The following is a 24,288-nucleotide window of genomic DNA, read 5'->3' on the forward strand; positions in this document are numbered from 1 at the left end:
TGTAAAAAAAGAAAGCTACCCCATCGTTGCAGGACGGATAGCTTTTAGGGAATTTGTATGCTTCAATTCATAAAAAAAGTCTGAATAATTGTACAACATATTTATAAATAAGGCAATATAGGACAACCTTGAGCATATGTATAAAAAGCAGACTCTTTATGCATTCTCCTTCCACCTGGATCTTGGGACAAACCAGTAATATCAAGGATGTATAAAGAGCTGCATAAAGAAGAAAAGGACCCCTTTACCAATCCATTGTCTCCCAATGGATTGGTTTTTTGATGTGTACCGGAAAGAGACATTATGTTAACTAGTGATGTATAGCATATACAGCTTAAAAACAGAAAAAACACTGGGCCTAATCAGTGTTTTTTCTGTTTCATGAATGGTAATCAATGTTTAGCTGACGTTACAGAGCGTCTTGAGTAGTTTGCTCTGGTTATGATGTTTTAATTCATTGTTTTCGAGGAATGCGAAATGCATTCTCTGACTTTTCAAATCCAATATGAGGATAATAATCCATTGCTACTGAAGAAGCTAATAATATTAATGCAACTTCTTCTCCTAATATATCTTGTAAACGTTGAACGAGTTCTTTACCAATTCCTTTATTTTGATAGTCTTTATGAATAGCTAAATCGGATAAGTAGCAGCAATAACTATAATCAGTAATGGCCCTAGCAATTCCTACGAGCTGTTGGTTATCCCATGCTGTAAGATTGATATCTGAGTTTTTAATCATACGCTCAATTCGTCCTAATTCATTAACAGGTCTTTTAATACCAGATGATTTAAAAACATCTGCTACTTCTTTTGCATTTATTGAAGCATTAACTTTATATTCAATTACCATATGTATTCCTCCTTCAATTCTTTGTAGTTGGTATTTTTTTAATCTACTTTGAGTATAAAAAGAAACTGAAACTCTTAACAGTTCCAGTTTTTATATAATTTATAGTGTCAGTCTTCAAGGGATTGCTTCCGATATCTGTGATTATGTTAACTAATTTTGCATATGATATACATTTTTTACTGTGTAATAATTTCCTTAAGATATTAGCCTAGGACCCGTACCATTTCTGCTTGCATACCTCTTTGGCCATTCACTACTACAAAAGTAACCTTTTGCCCTTCTTTTAAGCTTTTAATAACAACCCCTTCAGTCCCTTTAGCCCGTTCAATAGCTGTAAAATGGACAAAAAGATCAGGTCCATTTTCTGGTGTAATAAAGCCAAATCCTTTCTCATGATTGAACCACTTAACTGTTCCAACTTGCCTTTCTGCCATATAAATCTTCCCCCTAAAGTATCAGTATTTTTTTGTTTCGATAATGGTGATTATGTTAACTGATCTGTATATTGTATTCATCTCAAGCTTCTTTTTTAATAATAAAATAGTAAAAAGCAGAAATCCCCAAACTGACAAACATAATAGGTAGTACAATCATTGTATGTTCACCTTCTTTTTTATAAGGTTTGTTGGGATAGACGTTTCAGCTGCTACTGGCGAGTCAAAAAACACTCTCTTTAATTTTTTATATTCAAAGAAAAGCAAGGCTATACTCATACAAGTTAATAGGGTAGTAACAGAACGAGCTGGTATCTCAAAACAAAAGTCAAGAATAGTAATATTTACTGTGATAGGTAAGTAAATAATGTTCCCCAAAGTTGCTGTCTTTGGAATTACTAATAGTAAGGCTGCTGTTATTTCTCCAAAAGCAATAAAAAGATTATATGTATCCGAATATCCAAAGAAATGCCATGCTAATTGCATTGCTGAGTCCTTTGTCGAGTCATATATAAAGTCGCCAGTAGAAAACTGACCTGGATAGATTTTGGCAATGCCGTAAATCAAGAAAGTTAATGCTAAAGACCATCTAAAAGTAGTAATAATCGTCATTCTAAGCTTTTTTAGAAATGTATTTCTATTCATCGGTTTTCCCACTTTCTGTTTCCGTTTTAATAAACCTATTTTGTATTTCTTTACTAGGAACGAGACAACTTTCTTTTTTCCCAAAGAATCGATATCGGTTCTTTGCAATAAAACGGTACACTTTATCTCTGATTTTTTTAGGTATTATCCAAAAGAGAACGAAGAACCTTATAGGTCCGGTAAGCTTATTTATGATATGTAAGATTGCTGTAGATTCAGTATATATTTGATCTTTATCAATTAAGATAATGGAATCCAATTGCTTATTATTCAGATTGTGATCTGTTATTAATGAGCATGCTAAATCTGATTGGAGAGACAAAAATTTAAATATGCCTTTGGGATCCCTTTTTATAACAAATTGAACCCAATGATTACATACGTTACATATCCCATCAAACATAATAATAGGTTGATTGTGTTTTTTAACCTTCAATATATTTCATTCCCTTAATTAATTGTAAATATTTTCTACAATTAATTATAATACGAAATTTAATAAAGCTCACCTAACAATAATGTAAGATGGACTTACAATTTTGTTAGGTGAGCTTTATTTTTTTGAGAAGAGTGCCTATAAAATCCATTATGGTAACTAACTTTTTATATGATATTCCTGCTGAAAAAGTCTATCTTATGGTAATATTTCCTATACGGGAGGTTGGATGAATTGAAAACAATAGGCTTATTAGGTGGAATGAGTTGGGAATCATCAAGTGAATACTACAGAATTATTAATCAAACAGTAAATAGAAAGTTAGGGGGCCATCACTCTGCTAAAAGTGTGATGTATTCTGTGGACTTCGAAGAAATAAAAAAATTACAACATAATGATAGATGGGAAGAAGCAACAGAATTAATGATTAAAGGAGCTCAATACATCGAAAAAGGTGGAGCCGACTTTTTAATTATCTGTACAAATACCATGCATAAAATGGCAACTGAGATTCAGCAACATATTAGCATTCCCATCTTACATATTGCAGATGCTACGGCTATGAAAATAAAAGATCAAGGGATTAGTAGAATAGGATTGCTTGGAACAAAGTTTACAATGGAAGAGGATTTTTATAAAGGTCGGCTTATCGCTAATTATAATCTTGAAGTTAATATTCCGAGTGAGGAAGAGCGTCAAGTTGTACATGATATCATTTACAGAGAATTATGTTTAGGGAAGATTGAAGCAGATTCCAAAAGTGCGTATCAAAAAATTATAAATGGTTTAATCAACGATGGAATAGAAGGAGTTATATTAGGGTGTACCGAAATTTCCTTACTGATTAATCAGAATGATATCTCAATACCTATATTTGATACAACAGAAATACATGCACAAGCAGCAGTTGATTATGCGTTAGGATTATTCTAGGAAAATGAACGATATCCTTATTTAGATAAATTATTAGAAACTTTAAATAACGAAAATACTGTAGTTAAAACATAGATACAACGTTTCGCTTTGTTCCTGCAGCTACTGAACTTTTAACTATAAATAAATTATAGCTATAAAAAACAAGTCTTTCTCCAATGGAGAGAGACTTGTTTTTTTGTGAATTTATAAATAATTTCCTATAATTGTGATTATATTAGCTTTGTATTCATCTTAAAAAGAGAAAAAACTACTGCGACTAGCCAGTAGTTGAAGAAAACATCTTATAAAATCTATCTAATACAAGGTAATAACGTGAACCCCACCCTCTCTTTTTAACCTAAAGAAAAGGAGAAAATGGCTATACTTGTCGATAACTTTATTATATCATCTTGTCAAATTCAATTTTTCACACCCACATGTTCAATTATTCGCTTCATTGCCTGAATCTGTCCCATATGAGTTGCTTCATGCATCAGTGTAACACCCGCCAGCTCTCCAAAGGTTTTACATCCTAGAAATGGCTTTTCCAAGGTATTGTTTAACTGTTCAGCAGGAATTTGCTGAATACGAGCCAATTGATCTTTTAACTGTATCATAAGCTCATCCATAGTAGGTACATCCCCCGTCCAATCGGCAGGTTTCGTACCATTTCCGAACAATTCCATATAGTTTGCTGGAAGATGGGTTGTTGCATGAGGAAAACCAAACATAGTTTGTTCTGTAACTGTCAAAACGTGACCTGTATGCCAATGAATTGTGTTGTTAAAACCATCTGGCTGCACATCAGTTTGATCCTCCGAAACAGCTCCTATGATTTTGAGGAAGTACTCTCTTCCGATTTCAAATTGCTTGAATACAAGTTTGTTCATCTCTTTTTCCCCTTTCACTGATACAATCATCCATATTATACCACCTTTAGAGGAGAGAGCAATATAATTAAGGTTTCTCTAGTGCTTCATAATATTTGTGACCAGTTAACATAACTTATCTATTCTTGTCGCTTATACTTTATTAATAGATTACCTTTTTCTACTTAAGTCGGGTAAGTTTGTATATTGTATTCTTTTTTTAAAAGAATACAATCGAAGAATAATAGTTGACTTAGGCAAGTGTTGAGGTTAGAATTGGTAAATAATTACGTTTATATTATTTAAAAGAGGTGTCAATATGATTGATGTACAGAGTAAGTGTGGTCTTGAATTTAGGAAATTTAACCGGTTTTACACAGATGTTTTGGGCTTTTTAAATGAACATATCTATGACAGTCCGTTTTCTTTAACAGAAACCCGTATTCTATTTGAAATTTATAACACCAATAATTGTACAGCTAAAAACATTCAAGAAAGATTAGACTTAGATGGCGGTTATGTAAGTAGAATTATCAAAAAATTCGAAAAAGAAAAGATGATTTATAAGCAAAAGTGTAAAGATGATGGACGTAATCATCTTTTATATGTAACCAGTCATGGGGAATTGATTTACAAAGAGTTGGAGAAAAAAGCTAATCAGCAAGTAGAATATATTCTCGGAAGCTTGGACCATGATCAACAACAAAAGCTTGTAGCCTCAATGAATACCATACAAGAAATTCTTTCTACGTCATTTAAAGAAAAAGACGAAGAAGCTGTTTCTGTTAGAAGCTATTATACCTCTGATGATATTAACAACATGATTGAACAACAATGGCTATTTTATAATCAAGTACATAAATGGGATGACAGCTTTTTAGCATATCTCCAGGATACTTTTAATGCTGATATAGAAAGAATCTGGATAGCAGAAATAAATCGCGAGTTTGCAGGCTGTATTGGCTTAGTGAATGATGGCAATAAGATAGGACAGTTAAGATGGTTCTTAGTAAATCCGTCATTTCACAAAAAAGGAATAGGGAGTCAACTTATTAGCTCTCTAGTTCAATACTGTAAAGAACGTGATTATGAACGCCTTTTTCTTTGGACCGTTAGTGATATGGTGACAGCTAGACCACTCTATAAAAAATTTGGGTTTGAAATAAAGGAAGTGCAAGAGAAAAAATCCTTGTGGGGAGCTACTTTGATAGAAGAACGCTGGGATTTAGAGCTAAGAAAAAAATAATTACTTTTAGTTGAGGGGAATATATGAAAAGAACATTTCATTACGCTTGGATTATTGTTTTTGTTACATTTTTGACCTTTTTAGCCGTTCAAGGTGTTCGGCTTTCATTTGGAGCTTTTGTTGAGCCTTGGGAAACAGATTTCTCAATGGATAGAGGAACGATTTCTCTTATTTCAACATTGAGTTTTATTATCTATGGGCTGTCTCAACCACTCATTGGAAGACTGGTAGATAAATTGGGTGCTCGTCTCATTTTATCCTTTAGCACTTTTCTAGTAGGTATAAGTATTTTTCTCACCTCTTTTGTAAATCATCCTTGGCAATTATTCTTTCTTTACGGAATTATGGTTTCTCTCGGCGTGGGAGGAGCCTCCAATGTAGCCGCAACAGTGGTTGTGACCAATTGGTTTAACGAAAAACGTGGACTTGCGTTTGGAATTATGGAAGCTGGTTTTGGTGCTGGACAAATGCTTCTTGTCCCAGGGTCTCTCATGTTAATTCATTGGCTTAACTGGAAAATGACAGTTGTTATATTAGGCGCCTTTTTAGTGCTTATTGTCTTTCCTATTGTCCTTTTATTTTTACGGAATCATCCTAAAGAGAAAGGTTTAGTTCCTATTGGCGGTGAAATCGTAGAAGAAGATACAGTCGAAAAAAAAGCTTTAAGCACAAACGCTTCAATATGGAATGTCTTTCTAAAAAGAGAGTTTTGGTTTTTAATCTTACCTTTTGCTATTTGTGGTTTCACTACTACAGGATTAATGGATACACACCTTATTCCTTTTTCCCATGATCATGGATTCTCAACAAGTGTTACTAGTGCTGCCGTAAGTATACTCGCTGGGTTTAATATTATAGGTATCTTACTATCTGGTGTTGTGGCTGATCGCTGGAGTAGTCGCAAAATGTTATTTCTTTTATATGGAATGAGGGCGATATCTATTTGTATTCTCTTGTACAGTCATAATTCTGCATTATTGCTTATTTTTGCAGTATTATTTGGATTGGTTGACTTTGCAACTGTAGCTCCAACTCAATTACTAGCTACTCAATATTTTAAAGAATACTCCATTGGTTTTATTTTAGGGTGGTTATTCCTTAGCCATCAAATAGGATCGGCATTGGGCGCTTATTTACCAGGTTTATTTTATAACGAAACAGGTAGTTACAATATTTCTTTTTATCTTTCAATTATGATCTTAGCAGGAGCAGCCATTTTAAACTTGTTACTGCCTGAACCTCATAAGGTTACACAAAAAGATAAAATGGACACTCACGAACAACTACAAAGTTAATAGAAAGGTAAGCCTTTATTAACGGCTTACCTCTTTTATTTATTATGACTACCTATAAGAGTGATTATGTAAACTATCTTTGTATATGATATTCATATCATTAGAGATATAATTTAAGTAACTATTTGTAAGGGAGTTAGTTCATTGAAAAAGTATGAAAAGATGTTAATAGCATTCAATGACAAAGAATTAAATTGTTATGCGAATCAAGGAGAATGGCTTTATATCGCAACTAAGAAGGATACAAAAAAGGGATTATTTCGTTTAGCCAACTACTTGCATTATTTTGTTTCTTTAAATTCAGAACGCATTCCTTCTGAATTTGGAGTTGTAAAGAAAATTGAAGGCTATGTTACAGCAGAAGATCTAGCTAAATTGGATTATGAAAGTAGAAAACAGAATGTGTCACTTATAACAGATCAAGTGTTAATAGATTATGAAAAATTTCTTCAAAAGATAAACGCTCAACCTGAACATACTCCTATGGCAGTTACATGGTTAGAAAAAAGGTTCCCCAGTAATACAAAAGAGTTAAGGGTACATAAAAAGTTCTTTTCTGGTATGTCTAAAGAAGAAAAGAAATCTATATTTGAATTTACAATTAGAGGTGACTCTCAATAACACAAGCGCTAACAATATAACGTTAGCGCTTGTGTTGTTCCTAGAATCTGGATTATGGTAACTAGTTTTGTATGTAATATAGAGTATGTTTGATATCTACATATTTGATAAAATGTAATAAAAAGGTTTTTTGTTTAAGGAGGAAACAAATGAAAAAGATTTATTTTATTGTTTTTATAATGTCTCTTATGTGTGGCTGCCAAGGTAAAGATCCAAAACCTTTAGATTTTTCCGGTGAAAATAAAAACTGGTCAGCCAATGTTAATATGAGTCCTGCTAAAAATGATAAAGAAATAGCTCTAATTAAATTAAATTATTTAGGTAAACAACCAGAATCTATTGACGATTTTGGGGTTAATCTTGAAAACTCAAATAATAAAAATGGAATTGGAATTCGGGATATACAGTTAGATAACGAGGGTAAATTCAATGGGGAAATAGAGGTTGATACTGATAAAAAAATGAATACATCAGATCCTTTGGTTTTAACAGTGAAATGGAATGATGAATCAGAAGATATTGTTTTAAAGGCTCAATAATATGAACATATCTTTACCTTTTTTAGTGCCTAGAACGTGTTTTATGTTAACTAGAAAGGGATAGCTAAACATATACTCTAACACTGGTGTATATAGGAGTGTTAAGTATAGGCGTATCTTCTTATAATGGCCAAATATGTGTTGAAGGTTATGAAAAGTGGCAGCTTAGTATGAGAAGTTACCACTTTTTACTTTATATGATCAGCAACCTTATTTTTGATACGAGAATCTAAAAAAGAATCCTTAATTTTCACTTTCATATTCTACTATTTTAATACTTCTGTTTCAAATCCTTGTATACCTTTAAAGCTTGTTCATATGTATCGTTGTTTAAAGAAATTTGATAATTTTTTTCACTATCATCTGTATGAAAAATTCCCTTATCATCTATCATTAAAGTTCCCGAAATTTTATCATGATAGACGAATATTATGGATATTGTCTTATCAAGATTCAGTTGTTGGCTAGTTTGTCCTATATATTCAATTTGATTATATGAATTAACAAGTGACTGAACGCTTTCTTGATCAACTTTATTATATCCCTCATATAAACTTTTCCCTAAACCAATATCAACGTAATCTGCTTTAATTCCCTTTACAGAGTTATTACTGCATCCATTTATAACAAAGCCTATTATTACAATGCTAAGAATAAATAATAATCTTTTCACAATTTTAACCCCTTCAAACTTTTAATGTTATTACTTTTTAAGTTTTTATAAACACATCACTATCTTTTTTACTTAAATTATATATTCAAAATACCTCCTAGATTTTTGTTGTATTATTAACTAATGGTAACATTTATCTTTTAATCTAAATTACTAAAGTGTAAAACTAATTCAAACTTCCTAGAGCGCACATTATGTTGACTAAAGATGTAAGGGGTATAGTGATTAAAATTTATATTATTGATAAAATGGTACAAAAAGGGAAATTCATCTAGGTGGTTAGTATCTTTAATATGTATCGAGTTATACATCTTTTAATAACAGGCATTATTATTATCCCAGTTGCTTGGTTCCTTGCTGAAGGAGGAATAGGCGAAAACTTTTCTGGAAACAGATTTACCGAGCCTCAAATGTTACTAGTAATTCCTGTATGGATTTTAGGATCAGTCCTGTTATTTATTAAAAAAACTGTAAAATGGGGTCTCCTTATTACTCTCTTACCCATAATTTCAGCTGTATTATGGGTTTCAATTTCTAAGGTCGTTTATTTTGGGAAGGTTTTTTATTTATGAACGATAATCTGTTTATATTAACTAGAAAAAAACAAAAGGAGCAAGCATGGCATGCTTGCTTCTCCTTATTAAAATTCAGCGCAAATAATAGCATACCTAGCATGAGAAGGACTAGAATTAGAACAAATGAGCTCATCATTAGTCCTTTCTCGTGTTTTTCAAAAGCTATTACTCTACATGAAAAGCAAACCGGGTAAAGTGTGCCTCCTAAATGTAATCCTCATAAATTTCATCAAGTTTGCTAGGGATAAGACCTTGTCTTCCTGTAAGATAATAAATTAAATAGCCTAGAATATTAAAGAATACAAATATAAAAACCCATCCAATTCGTAACCTTTTTTGATGATAAGCATTGATAATTGCCCAGATAGTAAACAGAGTCCAGTAAATAGTCATTCCCACAAATAAGACAACGGCTTCTAATCGACTAAAGCTTCTATTGTCTATTGAAATGAACCATTGGTCATCCCCATTTCCAAATGTGTCAAAGTCTGCTCCTAACCATTTTGGAGCCCAAAGGGTTCTTTGATATTGAAAATCTGGCTGCACTCCCTTCCAGTGATATTCAATATAATTTTCGCCAGAACGGCTGATTATTTTTTTTGATTTATAAATAGTAACCTCAGAAACATAGTTTGTATCTTCTACTAACGCTTCTATTTTTCTTTTTATGTCTCTGGTTATCACATCTTTATCTTTCAATTCATAGGATATTAATGAACCTGTGTCGGATATTCCTTGAGCCGTTGATTCTTCCACTTTCCACAGAAAATAAAAGCTGGACATTGTGACGATTAAGCATACTACTGCTACGTATAGGATGCGCTTTGCAAATATCTTCTGTATTTCAAACAATTGTCCAATCACATTTCGTATTTCTTTTTCTTCACCAAACCGTTTAATAGCTATTGCAATGGCCTGTTGTTCTGTTTTGCCTTCTGCTTTTAATTCATGGACTGCTTCCAACAGATGATTGGTCATTTCTGCTTTCAGCTCATTAATTTCTTGTTGATTTCCTTCTACATTCAGGTACATAGAATCCACAAATTTTTCTATTCTCTTCACTTAGTGCCTCCCCATAAAAAAGAATCCATCATTTTCTTTACAAATTGCCATTCTAAACGCTTGGCTTCAAAGTTTTGCGTACCTAATGATGTGACTTTATAATATTTTCTTCTTCCACCAGGGCCTTGTTCATCTCCCCAGTACGAAGAAATCCAATTGTTTTTTTCCAATCTCTTTAAAGACAAATAAAGAGTGCCTTCCTTTAGTTCAAATTGTTCTTCACTCTTCTCACGAACAATCTTAGCTAATTCATAGCCATACATATCCCGTTGATGCAGTAGCGATAAGATTAGCGTATCAATATGCCCTTTCAAAATTTCTCTACTAATTTCCAATTTATCCACCTCTTAAGAAATTATAAAAAAGAATACCTTTTATTACAAGGTATTATCAAAAATATGTCGCATGAAATATATAATTAAATCATTCTTTCTTTGAACATGTAATAAGAGATTAATTGTTTTCCTTTTTTATAGAAAAATGTGAAATGATTGTATACTTTTTCACTGCTCATACGTTATAAGACAAGAAGGAGGAAAAACACTTGAAAAATCGGTTATCAAACGATCAGCTAAAAATTGTCATGAATCAACTTTATTTGTACTTAATCAAACAAGGTGCAAACCAAGAAACTGCTAAAGATATTGTTCAAGAAGCAGTTTGTAAATTACTTATTCATCTTGATTCGATTGATACCGGTAAATATAAATCGTGGCTTTTTAAAGTAGCGATAAACTTATATTACGATTACTGTCGAAAAAACAAAAAATCTCATTACGTAATAGTAGAGGAGTACCTTATTACTAATGAGCAATTAATTGAGGACATAATGATTGCAAAAGAAAATCAGCTTCTAGTAAGAAGCATCCTTCAAAAGGTGTCTCCCACCTTTAAGCAGCTACTTCTTTTAAAGTACGAGTTGGGCTGGTCTTATAAACAAATTGCGGAATATGTGGATATCAAACCTGAAGCTGCCAAAACGTATTTAGCTCGTGCTAGGAAGACGTTTAAAGAAATGTATAGGAGAGAATGTCATGAAAAAAACGAATGATGAGTTAGATTCCATTTTTGATGAAAAGTCTTTGCATAGAACACTAAAAAAAGCAAAATACATAGCATTTTTACGAACAGTTTTTATCTCAGCACTCGTAGTCTGTTTTGTTATTACTGTATTAATAAAAGGAAACGATTATTTTATAAATACACAAGGAAATAAACTAACTGAACGGTTCATTAAGGAAAATCATGTAAGGATGTCTCCGAACACATTTACTAACACGGATACCATCTCAACAGGAATTTTAAAGGGAACGATTAAGAGTGAAGTATTTAAAGTGATTGAAGATAAAGTTATACCTTGGGGTACAGAAGAAATAACGTACGATTTAAATGGAAACTTTAATGCATCCTTCTCAACGCACAGTACGATTGTTAATGACACTACAATGTATCATATTCCTAATGGACAACGTGAGATGCTATTCTACGTACCTAAGTATAAGTATAAGGTGTATGCTAATGACTTTAAAATGATTAAAGATTATCCAAATGACAAATACATAGAGATGGCCATATCTTTCAATAAAAATTACACATTGAAAGAAGTACAAAGGATGCTGCCTACATCTGCTCACCAAACGTGGTATTGGGTAGATAACTATGCAAAGTCTACTGGTTACAGAGGTGAGCCAGAAAGTGGACGATGGTTATTAGGTATTTCTAAACCATCACCACAACTAGGAGTAAAACTAACGAGTAATAAAGTCAAAACAGAAGCAGACTTTTTAAATGAGCTCCAAAAAACAGATCCAGGAGAAGTCAAAAGTCTAAAAAACAGACAGAAAAATGGATTAATTATAGGCGTAGTAGTTACAGGAACAAAAGAAGAACTGCTTTCCTTGCGAAATAAGCCCTATGTTAAAGCAGCTAGTTTAGGAGCAGTGGTTGATAAGTACTGATGTTTAGGATGTTTTGGTATGGGAAGTAGGAATATAAACTTCGGTTTATTAAGCTTTCTTTTTGCTTCCTGCAGAATCAATCATATTAATTAAGATTCTATTTCTTCTACCTCAAAACCGGTATATACACATATAAACTGATATGGTAAAATTACTCATATTTCGTTGTTAAGGCTTAAATTTTGTTGGAGGTTACAAATGAGTTATGGAGTTTCAGTATTTTTTATATTAGTGCTTATGTGTATTATTGCAAGTCAGTCTTATTTACCAAAGTGGTTGAAGTGGTTGGTTGGTATCTATTATTCGTTAGGAATATTATTTTTTAGTTATCTTCAAACTCGTTTAGCCGATAAATGGTACGTACATACTCCCGTTCCAGAAGAGTATTGGGATGCAAATTCGAAGTTAACAGATATATTTGCAGCTGTGTTCTTTATACCTGCCTGTATACTATTCTTAATACTATATTATAACTGGTTCAAAAAACTAAAAAAGCCCCTACATCGTGTGTATTTAGGAATTAGTTTGATTCCTGTTTTACTTATAGGTTTTGTATGTTTCTTTATGTTTGAATTCTTGTATGGATATAGACCTTAAAAATTTCAAATTAAAAGATTCCTTCTAATAAAGTTTACTTATTTTTGTCTGTTATGATAACTAAGGTTACATAGTTCTATTTATAATAAAAGCTTACCTTAGTAAGGATTGACCTTGATGTTTCATTAGGCATAATTAATAAAATTTATAGCATATTGAATCAAAAACTCTCTTATTTGAGAGTTTTTTTATTTTTTGTATAAAAAACACAACTTTTTTTGAAAAACTCTCGTCTAAGTAAAGAATATTTGATAAAAGGATGGTCAGGATATTGGAAAAGACAAAAAAAGAAGGAATTGAGCGTTGGTATGATGACCATAGTGACGCCATATTAAAGTTTATTTTAATGCTGGTGAAAGATTATCAGCAAGCTGAAGATTTAACGCATGAAACATTCGTAAAAGCTTACCTTTCTTATGATTCCTTTCAGCAGAACTCTAGTGAAAAGACGTGGTTGTTCCGCATCGCGCATAATGTCACCATTGATTATTTTAGAAAACAGAAACCTTTAAGTCTTTTGAAAGATTTTATTCTGTCAAAAACAGACCTTAATCGTTTACCTCAAGAGATGATTGAGCTTAAAGAAACTTCTCTAGAGCTGTATCAAGCGTTAGAAAAACTGAAAGAAGGACACAGAAAGGTTATTTTACTGCGAAAAGTTCAAGGTTTTTCTGTTAAGGATACGGCTACCATTTTAGGGTGGTCTGAAAGCAAAGTAAAGTCTACACAGTTCAGGGCAATTCCTGCTTTGAGAAAGCAGTTAGTAAAGGACGGTTATATATATGAAGAAACGGTTTAATTCTTTTAAGGATGATAGTTTACTAGAAAAATTGAATGCGGAGTTGGCCTGGAAATCAAACCGAAAACAAAAACAGAAGCAGCGACTTTTAGAAGCCATCGACCAATTAGAACAATCAGAATCAGTAAAACCTGAAAAAGATATATTTTTCAAGAAACAAACTCGCCCTCTAAGAAATGTTGTGTACTGTAGTATTGCACTTGTCATTTTGAGTGGTGCATTCATTAGTTCAGCATTTGTTTCTCCAGCAATGGCTCAAGTGGCTGCTAAGATCCCTTACTTAGGACAGTTGTTTAAGCAAGAACCTGTGTCAGATGTATTGTATCAAGAGCTTGAGAAAAAAGGATATAAAATTGATTCTTTAGGTCAAACTTATTATGGCGGAAAAAAACAGATTGAGATATCTGTAACAGGTTCTGAAAAATACTTTAAGAGTGTAAAAGGTGATATCAATAAAATTGCAAAAGATATGTTAGAAGCACGTCATTATGATAGTTATAAAGTCAAAATTACACGATATGATCCTGCTCAATACCAGTATAACCCTGATCCTCGTCAAGAAAAATATGACAAGATTAACGAAGAAATAGATAATGAATTAAAAAAACACAATTACCATGTGTTATCTCTCAATATGGGAGGATTTGATCAAGATGTAAGAGTGGAGCTAGAAGTACCTGATACTGAAAAACATATTGAAGAGATGAAGCAAATAATTATCGATGTTCTTGCTAAAAACAAGGAAGAAAAAACGCCTATAAAAGTATATAAAATAAACCTTAAGAAACGTGAACAAGACGGACGATGGGCAAATATTATTAATGACGTCGGTGAAGATTTATTAGGAAAAGATAAATATCATGTGAAGATGGTCGGCTACTCTGTTCATCCTGAACCACAGGTGTTTATTTATACATCATTAAGTTATTCTGAAGAGAATAAAGAGTTTGCTAATGAACTCGAAGGAGTTATTGATGAATTCCTTCAAACAGGAGAGATGAAGAACAAAGTAAAAGATGATTCATATAAAATCATTATTTACGCTAAAGGAAAGAAAAAGCTAAATTAAATACGCATTTTGATAAGCTAAGAAATAAGACAGTTTTATTCCTTAGCTTATTTATTTTTCTACTGATAACATGTTTTATATTAACTGATAGACAGATAGATGGTATTATTAACCATATACTTAGTTCTTCGAGGACCAACTTGAAAAAACGTTTTAGTCAATACTCATTGTGGTTATCGTTGCTTGGAATTGTTATTGGGGTAGGACAATATTTTACACCAATATATAGCTCAAATATTCTTTATATAGGAATTGTCATTTACCTTATGGGCTTTTTATATGGAGTAATAGCTTTTGGAAAACATGAAAAAGGGCTAATGAAATATTTTAGTTTGACCTCTTTTGTTGTAATTCCACTACTTATTATGTTAAGAATGCTATTTTTTGCAATGAATTTTGGTGAAAGTTAAGAGAAGTGAGTACAACATGCTTGCTTCTTTTTGTTTTCTATAAAATCTATTAGGAGGAAATTAGATGAAGAAATTCTTTAAAAATGCTTTAAAAGTGTCAATAGCTTCTTTAGTTACTTCAATAATCTTGTATGTAGTTATAATTGGGTTCTTTCTTTTATCAGTTGTCACAGCAAGCGCCTTTGTTACTGTAATTAAGATTACTGTCCCTATCTTAACTCTGGTTACTATTTTAGGATTTATATATTCTTTCTTTATCAAAGGCAAACAGAAAATTCCTTTTTTAACATTGCATTTTGTTTCTTTATGCACTATATCATTTGGTATATATCTTGCTGTTAGTTTTCAAGGGTTTGCGCCTTGAGAAATATTTACATAAAAAAAGAAACCTTTGCCCATACAGGCTAAGGTTTTTTGAATTTATTGGAATAGGGGGGATACGTTATTAGTCTGGCCAGATTTGTAGATTCATATACCCATACCTTTAAAAATAAATCTCGTAATCGGTTATAATTTGACTAAGTAACATATTATAATTATTATAATCTGTTGTATAAATAATAAAGTATTTTATATGTTATTAATGTTTTATTATTTACTCTAATTGACGACAAATAAAGGGTTTTTCTACATTGTATGTAAATGATAAAAGTATTATAGCTAAAGTACTTTATTATTTACTTAACTTTATAGAGTATCTGCATATTTTCCTCTTTATAATTTATATACTTAATCCAACGTTTTCCTTAGTTAATATAATCATCAAACGTAGCGTTTCTAACTACAATATAACCACCACATTCATCTGTGATCTGTTTTGTAATGGACTTTGTGTCAAAGGGTAATGCAATCAATTCATTATTTGTGAATTCATAACTAGATATTTCTTTTCTTTTTACGTTTCTACATGATTCATTTACATAATATAACTTACCTAACTTTATAAAATAGTATGGATATTCTTTGATAGGCAATTTACTCCCCTACATTTCTATACCCTTCAATTACACAAATGTTAATGTGCTAGGCTACCGAAATAGATAGCAATTAGGTAACAGAGTAATAATTCTTTAGATACTTATGTAGCTACTTCACTAAGCTTGCCTGTCCACTCAAAAAATAAAAAAGAACCCTTACTGCAGTAGGTAAGGGGTAGGTAGTGATGCAAGTTATTTTTGTCTTTTATATACCGGGGGGTGGCCTAATCGCTCATATATTCTCTTCTTTCTATGTTTAATAAAGTAGATAAATGTCATTAAGGATGAAAGTAAACGTTGAATAGACATGAATGTATATATTACAAACACTTCACTAGAAGAAGTACTAACGAATTTCGTGTATGCATTGTATTCACTTCGTTGGCAGATTGAGATTTTGTTTAAAACGTGGAAGTCATTCTTTGAAATTGATGAATATAAAAATAGTAAAAGGGAACACCTAGAGTGCCATTTATATGGACAACTCGTTGGTATTCTCCTCTGTTCTTCTACGATGTTTCAAATGTGACAACTCAGAAAGTCTTTATGAAAATAAAAGACTGAAGAAATATCAATTTTCCCCAATAAAAGAAACGTTCCTGTAACTATGAAAGATGTCTTTTGATAACCTAATAATCGATACCAAACTGGACATAATAAAATGGATAAAAAATATCCATTGTTAGGGGAATTGAATCGTGAATCAATTGTTTAAATTAAGCTCCTCATGGTTTCCAATTTGGTTAATATCATTATTAATGTTAGTCATGGTATTTGTATATCTGCCTATATTTAAAGGTGCAAAACAAAACATGTCTGATGTTCCTCTAATTGTTGTAAATGAAGATAAGGGAGAAGTTGGCGATGCCATATTATTAAATCTTATCGAAAAGCAAAATGGAAACTCCTTTAAATGGGAAGTTGATAAAAGTAGGAAACAAGCATTCACAGATATAAGAAATAACAGGGCATATGGCGCATTAATTATCCCTTCAGACTATTCAAAAAGTCTTGGTCGAGTTCATGATACGCTGATTTCCGGTCTTACAAATGATAAACCTGCTGATTTAGAAATTTTATTGAATGAAGGAATTGGGCAAACTGCATCCATGATTGCGAGTAATACTCTTGAGACAGTCGCTTTAACTGCTTCTAAAGGAATTAGTAGTCAGCTAAAAAATGAATTACTGCAAAAAGGAATGAGAGTAGCACCAGAGAATGCTTCATTATTAGAAAATCCCGTACAGGTTGTTTCCAAAAATGTACTGAGGCTGCCGGTTAATCTTAATAAAGGAATGACACCGTTTGTCATGGCCCTTATATCATCTATTACTGGAATGTTGGGGGCAAATATGATACATGGATATCTTTTGCGAAGTAACGGTATTTTGAAGAAAAGGGGATCTGCATTAAGTGAATCTGAAGTCCTTACATCAGAAATAATTTTTGGTATCATTTTAACTTTCTGTGTTTCAATTTTTATTCAACTAGGGGTATTTGGAATTTTTGGGAGTGCACATGCTTCAAACATTTGGACGATATTCCTGTTTACTTTCTTTAGTTGTACGACCATGTTTTTGTTATTTAAAACGATAGCAGTATTTTTAGGTGGATGGGGAATGTTAGTAATGTTCCCGGTAAATTTTATGGGGATATTTTCTAGTGGCGGAGCATTTCCTCTATCAACATTACCGACCGTCCATCGACTGTTCAGTTATATTCTACCTACAAGATATATTGTGGACGGAATAAGGGCATTACTTTATTATGACGGAAGATTGGAGGCAGGACTTGGACCAGCCTTATTGGCACTCTCCATCTATTTTGTTTTGACATTAGCGATTCTTATTGTATTCATTAATCTTACTAAAAAATATAAAGAAGCAGTTGTTGATGAAAGCGGCAAGAAAATTGAAGTAGAAGTGGGAAATGAAATTCCTCATGAACCACCTACTCACGAGCAAAGGAAAAGTCACCATAGAGGAGAAAAAGATGGAATGTTTCGTCAAGCAGTGTCTAATTTAGCTAAAGGCAGTAATAAAGAGAAACAGGAAATGAATGATGATGAGTATCGAAACGCATTGAAGTCATTAGACAAAAATAAAAAATAATATTATTGCTTGAAGATGATAGTAAATATTCACTATGCAAGTTTTTATTCATTTTTGCTTATTTTCAGATTTTTAATTTTCTAAATACAGGTCAAAAAGTAAGAGAATAACAATAGCCGGTTCCTTAACACACAGGTAACCGGCTAAAATGTGTCTAAACGTACAATTATTCACTTTTGGTGACTCACTCTAGCTAATAGTAAGTAAAAAGAGAAAAGATCTGTAATACAATCTAAACTTACCGCAGTAGGGGATCAGTAGATGGTGATGTAAGAAGTGCGGAGTTTTTATATGCTATAGGTTGTCCTAGTTGCTTGCTCTTTCATGAAATAAATAAAAGGGATTCCAGAACGTCGGCATTTACCTAAAAACGAGGGTTATTAATGATAGTCTAGTAGTCACAGTGGGTATAGTATGGGTTGAAAAAATTATTGACAAATAAAAGTAGATTGAATATACTGAAAAATAAGATATCTGGCATGCCACATACCACAAAGAAGAAGGAGAATAAAGAATGAGTCTTTTTAAAGTACAACAGCCTCTTTCTCTGAAGCAGCAAGCTTATGAAGGAATCAAAAATGCCATCATTGTGCATAAGATTCCTCCTGGCAGTACTTTGTTTGAAAGGGATTTGAGCGAAAACTTAGGAATTAGCCGAACCCCCGTAAGAGAAGCGATTCCACTATTGGAAATGGAAGGATGGGTGAAATCCATACCAAGAAAAGGAACCTTTGTTAGTCAAATAACGGCTGTGGATGTTGAAGAAGTGATTCAAATTCGGAGAGGACTTGAGATTTTAGTTATTGAACTGCTTATTCCCAAAATTACAGAGCGAAACATTGAAGAACTCGATAAAATTTATGTAAAACAGCTTGAGCATATAGAAGACAGTGGACAATTTATCGCAGTAGATAAAGATTTCCATATTTACTTAGCCGAGTTGAGTGAAAATCGTCGTCTTGTAAATCTAATGAGCACTATAAGTGATCAAATTAGGTGGTTTGGTGTCAGTGCACTGAATTTACCGAATCGGACAGAACAAACATTGAAAGAGCATGCCTCGTTGATTAAGTGTTTAAAAAATAAAGATGCTGAAAAAGCGAAAGAGGCTGTGTTAGAGCATATCGAGCATACTCGAGTTGCTATTTTATCGAGCCTCAGTTTAGAAGATTAAATAATAACCTCTATTCTTATTATGTAATAAGGATATGAGTTGATTATATTGTAAGCCTTTACATTTGAAGGGGAGGAATGCATATGTCCGAAATGTTATCAAAGAATTTGAAAGTAGAAAGTGAAGAATTTGAAAAACCATCACGTGTTCGATGGTGGTTAGCTTTTCTCTTTTTCCTTATTGGATTGATCGCTTATATGGATCGATCAAACATTTCGATTATTGCGAAGCCAATGATGGAAGATTTGAATATGAATAAGGTTCAATTCGGTATGTTGGCCTCGTTATTCTCTTTAGGATATGCGCTCACTCAAATTCCTGCGGGAATTATTGCGGAGCGAATTGGTGCAAGGAAGATAGTGTTATTTGCATTAATTTGGTGGTCGATTTTCACAGGGTTAACAGCAATTGTAAAATCTCATGGGTTAATGGGGCTTGTACGTTTTTTATTTGGAGTAGGAGAAGGACCGATGTATCCAGGTAATGCGGTGTTTAATACGTATTGGTTTCCAAAACAAGAAAAAGGTCGTGCCGCCAGTGCGCTTTTGGCAGGATCTTATTTTGGACCAGTGATTGCGCCAGTATTAACCGTGGCTATTTTTCAAACTTGGGGGTGGGAAGCTGTTTTTTATATCTTTGCCGGACTGGGCTTAGTAGCTGCATTGATCTGGTATGTGATTGGCCGTGATAAACCGGAGGATCATCCTTTTGTAAACAGACAAGAATTAAAAATGATAATGCAAAATAGAACGGTTAAAGCAGAGAAAAAGTCAGTAGCTCCATGGAAGCAATTTTTAAAAAATGGCCGATTCTGGGCGCTGGGTCTTCAATATTTTGTTGTTTTATATATTATTACTTTTTTTCTTGTATGGCTGCCAACTTATTTGTTGGAAGCAAGAAGTTTTTCGTTAAGTAGCATGGGATTTGCAGCTAGTTTGCCGTGGTTAGGCATATTTATTACAGTTATGACGGGTGGAATGATTTCAGATTGGTTAGTTAAGAAAGGGAAATCAAAAATGATCGCTCGAGGTTCATTGGCAATATCAGGGTTAGTCATCTTTGCCGGAACTATTTATTTAGCCGCATATGCTTCGAGTCCATGGATGAATGTAGTATGGCTGACGATTTCTTTAGGTGCGTTAGGATTTCCGGTAGTGACTTCATGGGCAGCAGTTACAGATTTGGGGAATGAATATTCCGGTTCTGTGTCAGGTTGGATGAATCTGTGGGGAAACCTTGGTGCTTTTGTGTCGCCCTTATTGTGTGGCTGGTTAGCAGAAAATATTGGTTGGGAATCAACTTTGTTAGTAAGCATTGTTCCCATTCTATTTGCTAGTCTTCTTTGGTTTGGTATTCGTCCAGATCGATCGCTAACATAATGATTTATTTTTAATTCAACTGGCATGCCACATGCCACAATTCAACTGTCAATTTGATCTGTTCAAAGTGAGAAAGCTTTAGTAAATGCTATTTAGTTGGAATGAGCTGAAAAAATGAGTAAAGATGGTCCTGTTTTTCAAGTACAATACCAGAATTATATTAAATTGATAAAGGTGTGAAAAGAAATGGAGAATAAATTAATATTGAACATTCAAGGCATCAACCAAAAACTAGAGTTTCAGGTGAGAAATATATTTAATGCGGGTTATGCCGGGGTGAATCAGGAAAAAGTACAAGAGCATATCGACGAACTAGCTAAATTAGGCGTTGAAACACCTAATACGATTCCTACTTTATATCCTGTAGCTAATCAGCTGGCTACGTATTCTGGATCTTTTCAAGTACAACATAATGAAACAAGTGGCGAAATCGAATATGTATTATTGTGGGCTGATAACGAAATGTACGTCACAGTTGGCAGCGACCATACCGATCGTAAACTAGAAACCTTCAGTGTCCCCATGTCTAAGCAAGCTTGCCCAAATATTTTAGCCCGAGAAGTTTGGAAGTTTGAAGAAGTAAAGGATCATTGGAATCAAATAGAATTAACTTGTTGGATACGATCAAATGGTGAAGAACAACTTTATCAAAAGGGTACTTGCGGTGAGCTCATGTCCCCGGAAAAGTTAATTGAAAACTTTAAAGAAATGAAAATTGGTCAGGATGGACATGTTTTTTATTCAGGAACAATCGGAACAGTCGGAAATTCACTAGCGTATGGAGATGAATACGTAATCGAAATGAATGATCCGGTACTAAATCGAGTAATTACCCATCAATATAAATTGGAGTTTTTGCCAGAAGAGATTGGATGACGGGATGACTCCATGTCTTCTTTCAAGATAATGTTTTTAAGGTCCTTAGGAAGAAGAGAATCAAAGAATTTTGGATGGAATATTACATTAGGAGTAACTATAATCCCTGGATTTGTTGTAGCTATATTATGATTACTTGTGAAACCAGATAACTCATTAATAAGTACAATTAAGGAGTGACCAAAGTGAATTATTTAGTATTTCAAATGGATTTAGAAGTTGGGAACCCAGAAGAGAATAGAAAAATCATTGAGCGCTGGTTAGAAGCTAACTACAATGATAATTTGGATGTTGTAGTTCTTCCTGAAATGTGGTCTACGGGCTATGCATTGAAAGAATTAAAAGAAATCTGCAAAGTAGATGGTAATCAACCCATTGAATTTCTGCAATCATTGGCTAAGAAGTTTAACGTAAACTTAGTGGGTGGCTCGGTTGCCGTATTAGAAGGTCAAGATATCTTTAATCGGGCGGTTATCGTAAATCGAATGGGTGAAATTGTTCATACATATGACAAAATCCACCTTGTTCCAATGTTAGATGAGCAAAAGTTTTTAACGGGCGGTCTTAATCAAGTTGAAGTATTTGAACTTGAGGGTGTGAAGATGGGAGTTATTATTTGTTACGATTTACGTTTCCCAGAAATTATTCGTGACTTAGCATTAGAAGGTATTCAAGTACTACACATCGTAGCACAATGGCCACTGGCAAGAGAAACACATTGGAATACGTTGCTTCGTGCACGCGCAATTGAGAATCAAATGTATGTTGTTGCATCAAATGTGACGGGGGCAAAGTTAGGAGTGGAATTCGCTGGTTGCTCACAAATTGTAGATCCTTGGGGCGACGTTGTTCAGAAATTAGATCAAGAAGTCGGTGACTTAAAAGCAACTTTAGATTTAGAAGCAGTACCGCAAGTCAGAAAAGATGTGCCAATCTTTAGTAGTCGTGTGCCATTACTTTATAAATTCAACCGAAAATCTTTCTTAGATGAAGTGGAGAAAATGCCGAGACCTGAAATTGAATTTACAGACTATAGTAATTTTGAACTTGCACCAATTGATGGGAAGGTCGTAGGACTCTCTCAAAGGGTTATTTCAGAGGGTTCGTCAACACAAGAAATGGTTCGCATTTTGGAGTTCGCACCGGGTACAGACACGACGCCTAATGGGGTTCAAGTGCATAATTATTGGGAAGAGCTATATATCGTTAAAGGGTCTATCATTGATTTAACCTTAAATAAGATATTCACTGCGGGAATGGTGGCTTCACGCCCTCCTGGAATGCAACATGGTCCATGGAAGTCAACGGATGGTTGTATAATGTTTGAAGTACGATACAGCAAATAATAAAGTGCTGATATTTTGATAATGAGTGAAGCAAAACGTTTCACACCTTAATAGATAATCTGGTGGGTGTTCATATTTAAAACATAAAATAACAACTTAAAAAGCTGCATTTCTATAAATCAATATAGGAATGCGCTTTTTGTTTGTTGAAATAGTAACCATATACCTTCTTTGTTGAATAAATAAACATTGCCAGACAAGTAATGAGATACAGCTAACCCTCCTATTTTAAAATTATTGAAGAAGTAAATAAAATTCTTAATGAAGAGATGTCTGAAATACTGAAATAGCCATTAATAATTTACGTTTATTTACAGATTAAACATAGGAGAAATAGTAACAATTCTCAGTAGCAATCAGCTCTGTTGAATATAAAAGAGGTGTGGGAGGAATATAATGATAATTTTTTTAATTATATTTGCAATATTAGCTGGCATGGCTTTACCTACTCAATTTAGTGTCAATGCTCAATTGAGATCTGTCGTACATTCCCCTATCATTGCTTCGACTATTTCTTTTATAGTTGGTGCAATTGTTTTGCTTATTATATCTTTGTTTGGAAAAGGTATGAGTGTAAATAAAGAATGGTTCGCAGCACCGTGGTGGGTATGGACTGGAGGCCTGTTAGGAGCTTTTTATGTAGTTGCTTCTATTGTACTTATACCTCGTCTAGGAGCTACTGCTACAGTTGCTTATATTCTTGCAGGTCAAATGGTCGCTTCTACTTTAATTGACCATTTTGGGTTAATAGGAGTGCATGTGCACTCTTTAAGCATTCCTAGAGCAATAGGAATAGTTTTAATCATTGTTGGAGTTATTATCATTCAAAAATTCTAAAATGTAATAATGTGGAGGTTGGTAACTAATACTTTATCTAAATAAGCACTGACTATTTGCTATTTTAGTTAGTGCTTATTTTAAATACGTTTTTATTTTTTCCTTACATAAAACGAACATCAATTAGTTCACTTAACCTCATTTTGTTCTTTAATTCAAATACTTCATCGATAAAAATAAACAAATTCCCCAGGGAATCAACAAATTGTATGAATCCTGTTTCGGTTATACGTTGCCCGTTCTTATAATATGTAAGATATACTTGTTTATTTGTACGTAAGGCTTCAATCAATGTAAAATTGATTTGTTCCATTTGCTCTTCTGTTAAAACAGGTTGAGCTACTTCTGCTTGCTTGTTTATGACTTCCTGTAATTCTATGTATTACTCCGGCATGCAGTAGCATTATAGGTTGTATGTCTCCTGTTTTCAGTTGTAGTAAAACGAGATGTATTAGACAAATCGATAAGTTATGCTATAATAGCGATGGGAATGATACGTGAATAATCTAATGTATTCAACGTAGCAAAGAGCCACTTGTTTTATACAAGTGGCTTTTTCTATTGGGTAATTTGTCCTCATATGAATATTCAT

General features: G+C 33.2%; 28 protein-coding genes and 1 pseudogene. 19 read left to right on the plus strand and 10 right to left on the minus strand.

Going from position 1 to position 24,288, the window contains the following annotated elements; genetic code table 11:
* Positions 1 to 454: 454 nt before the first annotated feature.
* From ACFX4N_RS29995 to ACFX4N_RS30010, 4 genes are all read right to left on the minus strand, one after another.
* Positions 455 to 853 carry a GNAT family N-acetyltransferase gene (locus ACFX4N_RS29995; RefSeq protein WP_377263673.1) on the minus strand — a complete coding sequence of 133 codons (399 nt, stop codon included), beginning with the start codon at positions 851 to 853 and terminating at the stop codon, positions 455 to 457.
* A 203-nt stretch (positions 854 to 1,056) separates the two neighbouring features.
* A complete protein-coding gene (locus ACFX4N_RS30000) occupies positions 1,057 to 1,287 on the minus strand; it encodes a cold-shock protein (protein ID WP_377263675.1) in 231 nt (76 codons plus the stop codon).
* A 156-nt stretch (positions 1,288 to 1,443) separates the two neighbouring features.
* Positions 1,444 to 1,932, minus strand: coding sequence for a hypothetical protein (locus ACFX4N_RS30005; protein WP_377263677.1), 489 nt, complete (start codon positions 1,930 to 1,932; stop codon positions 1,444 to 1,446).
* On the minus strand, positions 1,925 to 2,335 hold the full coding sequence (locus ACFX4N_RS30010) for a thiol-disulfide oxidoreductase DCC family protein (RefSeq protein ID WP_377263708.1): 411 nt from the start codon (positions 2,333 to 2,335) through the stop codon (positions 1,925 to 1,927). The genes ACFX4N_RS30005 and ACFX4N_RS30010 overlap by 8 nt, the downstream gene beginning before the upstream one ends.
* Positions 2,336 to 2,602: 267 nt before the next feature.
* On the opposite strand from ACFX4N_RS30010, the gene ACFX4N_RS30015 reads away from it, so the two are divergent.
* A complete protein-coding gene (locus ACFX4N_RS30015) occupies positions 2,603 to 3,301 on the plus strand; it encodes an aspartate/glutamate racemase family protein (protein ID WP_377263678.1) in 699 nt (232 codons plus the stop codon).
* A gap of 401 nt (positions 3,302 to 3,702) precedes the next feature.
* On the opposite strand, the gene ACFX4N_RS30020 is transcribed toward ACFX4N_RS30015, so the two are convergent.
* Positions 3,703 to 4,173, minus strand: coding sequence for a DinB family protein (locus tag ACFX4N_RS30020; RefSeq protein ID WP_061860515.1), 471 nt, complete (start codon positions 4,171 to 4,173; stop codon positions 3,703 to 3,705).
* 298 nt (positions 4,174 to 4,471) lie between these two features.
* On the opposite strand from ACFX4N_RS30020, the gene ACFX4N_RS30025 reads away from it, so the two are divergent.
* The 4 genes from ACFX4N_RS30025 (at position 4,472) to ACFX4N_RS30040 (ending at position 7,853) form a co-directional block, all read left to right on the plus strand.
* Positions 4,472 to 5,398 (plus strand): bifunctional helix-turn-helix transcriptional regulator/GNAT family N-acetyltransferase, encoded by a 927-nt coding sequence (locus ACFX4N_RS30025; protein ID WP_377263680.1) that lies wholly within the window; start codon positions 4,472 to 4,474, stop codon positions 5,396 to 5,398.
* Positions 5,399 to 5,421: 23 nt separating this feature from the next.
* Positions 5,422 to 6,693, plus strand: a complete 1,272-nt coding sequence (locus ACFX4N_RS30030; protein ID WP_377263682.1) for an MFS transporter — start codon at positions 5,422 to 5,424, stop codon at positions 6,691 to 6,693.
* A gap of 144 nt (positions 6,694 to 6,837) precedes the next feature.
* Positions 6,838 to 7,314, plus strand: a complete 477-nt coding sequence (locus ACFX4N_RS30035) for a hypothetical protein (protein WP_377263684.1) — start codon at positions 6,838 to 6,840, stop codon at positions 7,312 to 7,314.
* 149 nt (positions 7,315 to 7,463) lie between these two features.
* On the plus strand, positions 7,464 to 7,853 hold the full coding sequence (locus ACFX4N_RS30040) for a hypothetical protein (RefSeq protein ID WP_377263686.1): 390 nt from the start codon (positions 7,464 to 7,466) through the stop codon (positions 7,851 to 7,853).
* A gap of 271 nt (positions 7,854 to 8,124) precedes the next feature.
* Here the strand turns inward: ACFX4N_RS30040 and ACFX4N_RS30045 are convergent, their stop codons facing one another.
* From ACFX4N_RS30045 to ACFX4N_RS30055, 3 genes are all read right to left on the minus strand, one after another.
* A complete protein-coding gene (locus ACFX4N_RS30045) occupies positions 8,125 to 8,526 on the minus strand; it encodes a hypothetical protein (RefSeq protein ID WP_377263688.1) in 402 nt (133 codons plus the stop codon).
* Positions 8,527 to 9,305: 779 nt separating this feature from the next.
* A complete protein-coding gene (locus tag ACFX4N_RS30050; RefSeq protein WP_377263689.1) occupies positions 9,306 to 10,163 on the minus strand; it encodes a permease prefix domain 1-containing protein in 858 nt (285 codons plus the stop codon).
* Complete coding sequence (locus tag ACFX4N_RS30055; RefSeq protein WP_153253235.1) at positions 10,160 to 10,498, minus strand: PadR family transcriptional regulator; 339 nt, start codon at positions 10,496 to 10,498, stop codon at positions 10,160 to 10,162. Before ACFX4N_RS30055 ends, ACFX4N_RS30050 begins: the two co-directional genes overlap by 4 nt.
* Before the next feature lie 209 nt (positions 10,499 to 10,707).
* Between ACFX4N_RS30055 and ACFX4N_RS30060 the strand changes: the two genes are divergently transcribed.
* The 7 genes from ACFX4N_RS30060 to ACFX4N_RS30090 all read left to right on the plus strand — a co-directional run bounded on the left by ACFX4N_RS30060 (position 10,708) and on the right by ACFX4N_RS30090 (position 15,360).
* A complete protein-coding gene (locus ACFX4N_RS30060; protein WP_377263691.1) occupies positions 10,708 to 11,214 on the plus strand; it encodes an RNA polymerase sigma factor in 507 nt (168 codons plus the stop codon).
* Positions 11,198 to 12,121 carry an anti sigma factor C-terminal domain-containing protein gene (locus tag ACFX4N_RS30065; RefSeq protein ID WP_377263693.1) on the plus strand — a complete coding sequence of 308 codons (924 nt, stop codon included), beginning with the start codon at positions 11,198 to 11,200 and terminating at the stop codon, positions 12,119 to 12,121. The genes ACFX4N_RS30060 and ACFX4N_RS30065 overlap by 17 nt, the downstream gene beginning before the upstream one ends.
* Positions 12,122 to 12,319: 198 nt before the next feature.
* A complete protein-coding gene (locus ACFX4N_RS30070) occupies positions 12,320 to 12,718 on the plus strand; it encodes a hypothetical protein (protein WP_165574579.1) in 399 nt (132 codons plus the stop codon).
* A gap of 271 nt (positions 12,719 to 12,989) precedes the next feature.
* A complete protein-coding gene (locus tag ACFX4N_RS30075) occupies positions 12,990 to 13,517 on the plus strand; it encodes an RNA polymerase sigma factor (protein WP_377263695.1) in 528 nt (175 codons plus the stop codon).
* A complete protein-coding gene (locus tag ACFX4N_RS30080) occupies positions 13,501 to 14,586 on the plus strand; it encodes a DUF4030 domain-containing protein (protein WP_377263697.1) in 1,086 nt (361 codons plus the stop codon). Before ACFX4N_RS30075 ends, ACFX4N_RS30080 begins: the two co-directional genes overlap by 17 nt.
* Before the next feature lie 140 nt (positions 14,587 to 14,726).
* A complete protein-coding gene (locus ACFX4N_RS30085; RefSeq protein WP_377263699.1) occupies positions 14,727 to 14,996 on the plus strand; it encodes a hypothetical protein in 270 nt (89 codons plus the stop codon).
* A gap of 64 nt (positions 14,997 to 15,060) precedes the next feature.
* Complete coding sequence (locus ACFX4N_RS30090; protein WP_377263701.1) at positions 15,061 to 15,360, plus strand: hypothetical protein; 300 nt, start codon at positions 15,061 to 15,063, stop codon at positions 15,358 to 15,360.
* Between the two features lie 382 nt (positions 15,361 to 15,742).
* Here ACFX4N_RS30090 and ACFX4N_RS30095 read toward each other — a convergent pair whose 3' ends face one another.
* Positions 15,743 to 15,970, minus strand: coding sequence for a hypothetical protein (locus ACFX4N_RS30095; protein WP_377263702.1), 228 nt, complete (start codon positions 15,968 to 15,970; stop codon positions 15,743 to 15,745).
* Between the two features lie 277 nt (positions 15,971 to 16,247).
* Between ACFX4N_RS30095 and ACFX4N_RS30100 the strand changes: the two are divergent.
* The 7 genes and pseudogenes from ACFX4N_RS30100 to ACFX4N_RS30130 all read left to right on the plus strand — a co-directional run.
* Positions 16,248 to 16,499, plus strand: a pseudogene (locus tag ACFX4N_RS30100) (transposase); the annotation flags it as partial.
* Positions 16,500 to 16,671: 172 nt separating this feature from the next.
* Positions 16,672 to 18,084 carry an ABC transporter permease gene (locus ACFX4N_RS30105; protein ID WP_192101181.1) on the plus strand — a complete coding sequence of 471 codons (1,413 nt, stop codon included), beginning with the start codon at positions 16,672 to 16,674 and terminating at the stop codon, positions 18,082 to 18,084.
* A gap of 514 nt (positions 18,085 to 18,598) precedes the next feature.
* Positions 18,599 to 19,258, plus strand: a complete 660-nt coding sequence (locus tag ACFX4N_RS30110; RefSeq protein WP_098278957.1) for a GntR family transcriptional regulator — start codon at positions 18,599 to 18,601, stop codon at positions 19,256 to 19,258.
* Between the two features lie 92 nt (positions 19,259 to 19,350).
* Entirely contained in the window at positions 19,351 to 20,637 is a 1,287-nt protein-coding gene (locus ACFX4N_RS30115) for an MFS transporter (protein ID WP_377263710.1), read from the plus strand.
* A gap of 204 nt (positions 20,638 to 20,841) precedes the next feature.
* The gene (locus ACFX4N_RS30120) at positions 20,842 to 21,513 is read left to right on the plus strand and encodes a DUF2848 family protein (protein ID WP_244659779.1); all 672 of its coding nucleotides are present in this window, start codon (positions 20,842 to 20,844) and stop codon (positions 21,511 to 21,513) included.
* Between the two features lie 206 nt (positions 21,514 to 21,719).
* Positions 21,720 to 22,859 carry a nitrilase-related carbon-nitrogen hydrolase gene (locus ACFX4N_RS30125; RefSeq protein WP_199866553.1) on the plus strand — a complete coding sequence of 380 codons (1,140 nt, stop codon included), beginning with the start codon at positions 21,720 to 21,722 and terminating at the stop codon, positions 22,857 to 22,859.
* Between the two features lie 396 nt (positions 22,860 to 23,255).
* Complete coding sequence (locus ACFX4N_RS30130; protein ID WP_098277824.1) at positions 23,256 to 23,696, plus strand: DMT family transporter; 441 nt, start codon at positions 23,256 to 23,258, stop codon at positions 23,694 to 23,696.
* A 103-nt stretch (positions 23,697 to 23,799) separates the two neighbouring features.
* On the opposite strand, the gene ACFX4N_RS30135 is transcribed toward ACFX4N_RS30130, so the two are convergent.
* The gene (locus ACFX4N_RS30135; RefSeq protein ID WP_377263712.1) at positions 23,800 to 24,075 is read right to left on the minus strand and encodes a YolD-like family protein; all 276 of its coding nucleotides are present in this window, start codon (positions 24,073 to 24,075) and stop codon (positions 23,800 to 23,802) included.
* Between the last annotated feature and the right edge of the window lie 213 nt (positions 24,076 to 24,288).

The organism is Priestia sp. YIM B13551 (assembly GCF_042787905.1).
Taxonomy (GTDB): domain Bacteria; phylum Bacillota; class Bacilli; order Bacillales; family Bacillaceae_H; genus Priestia.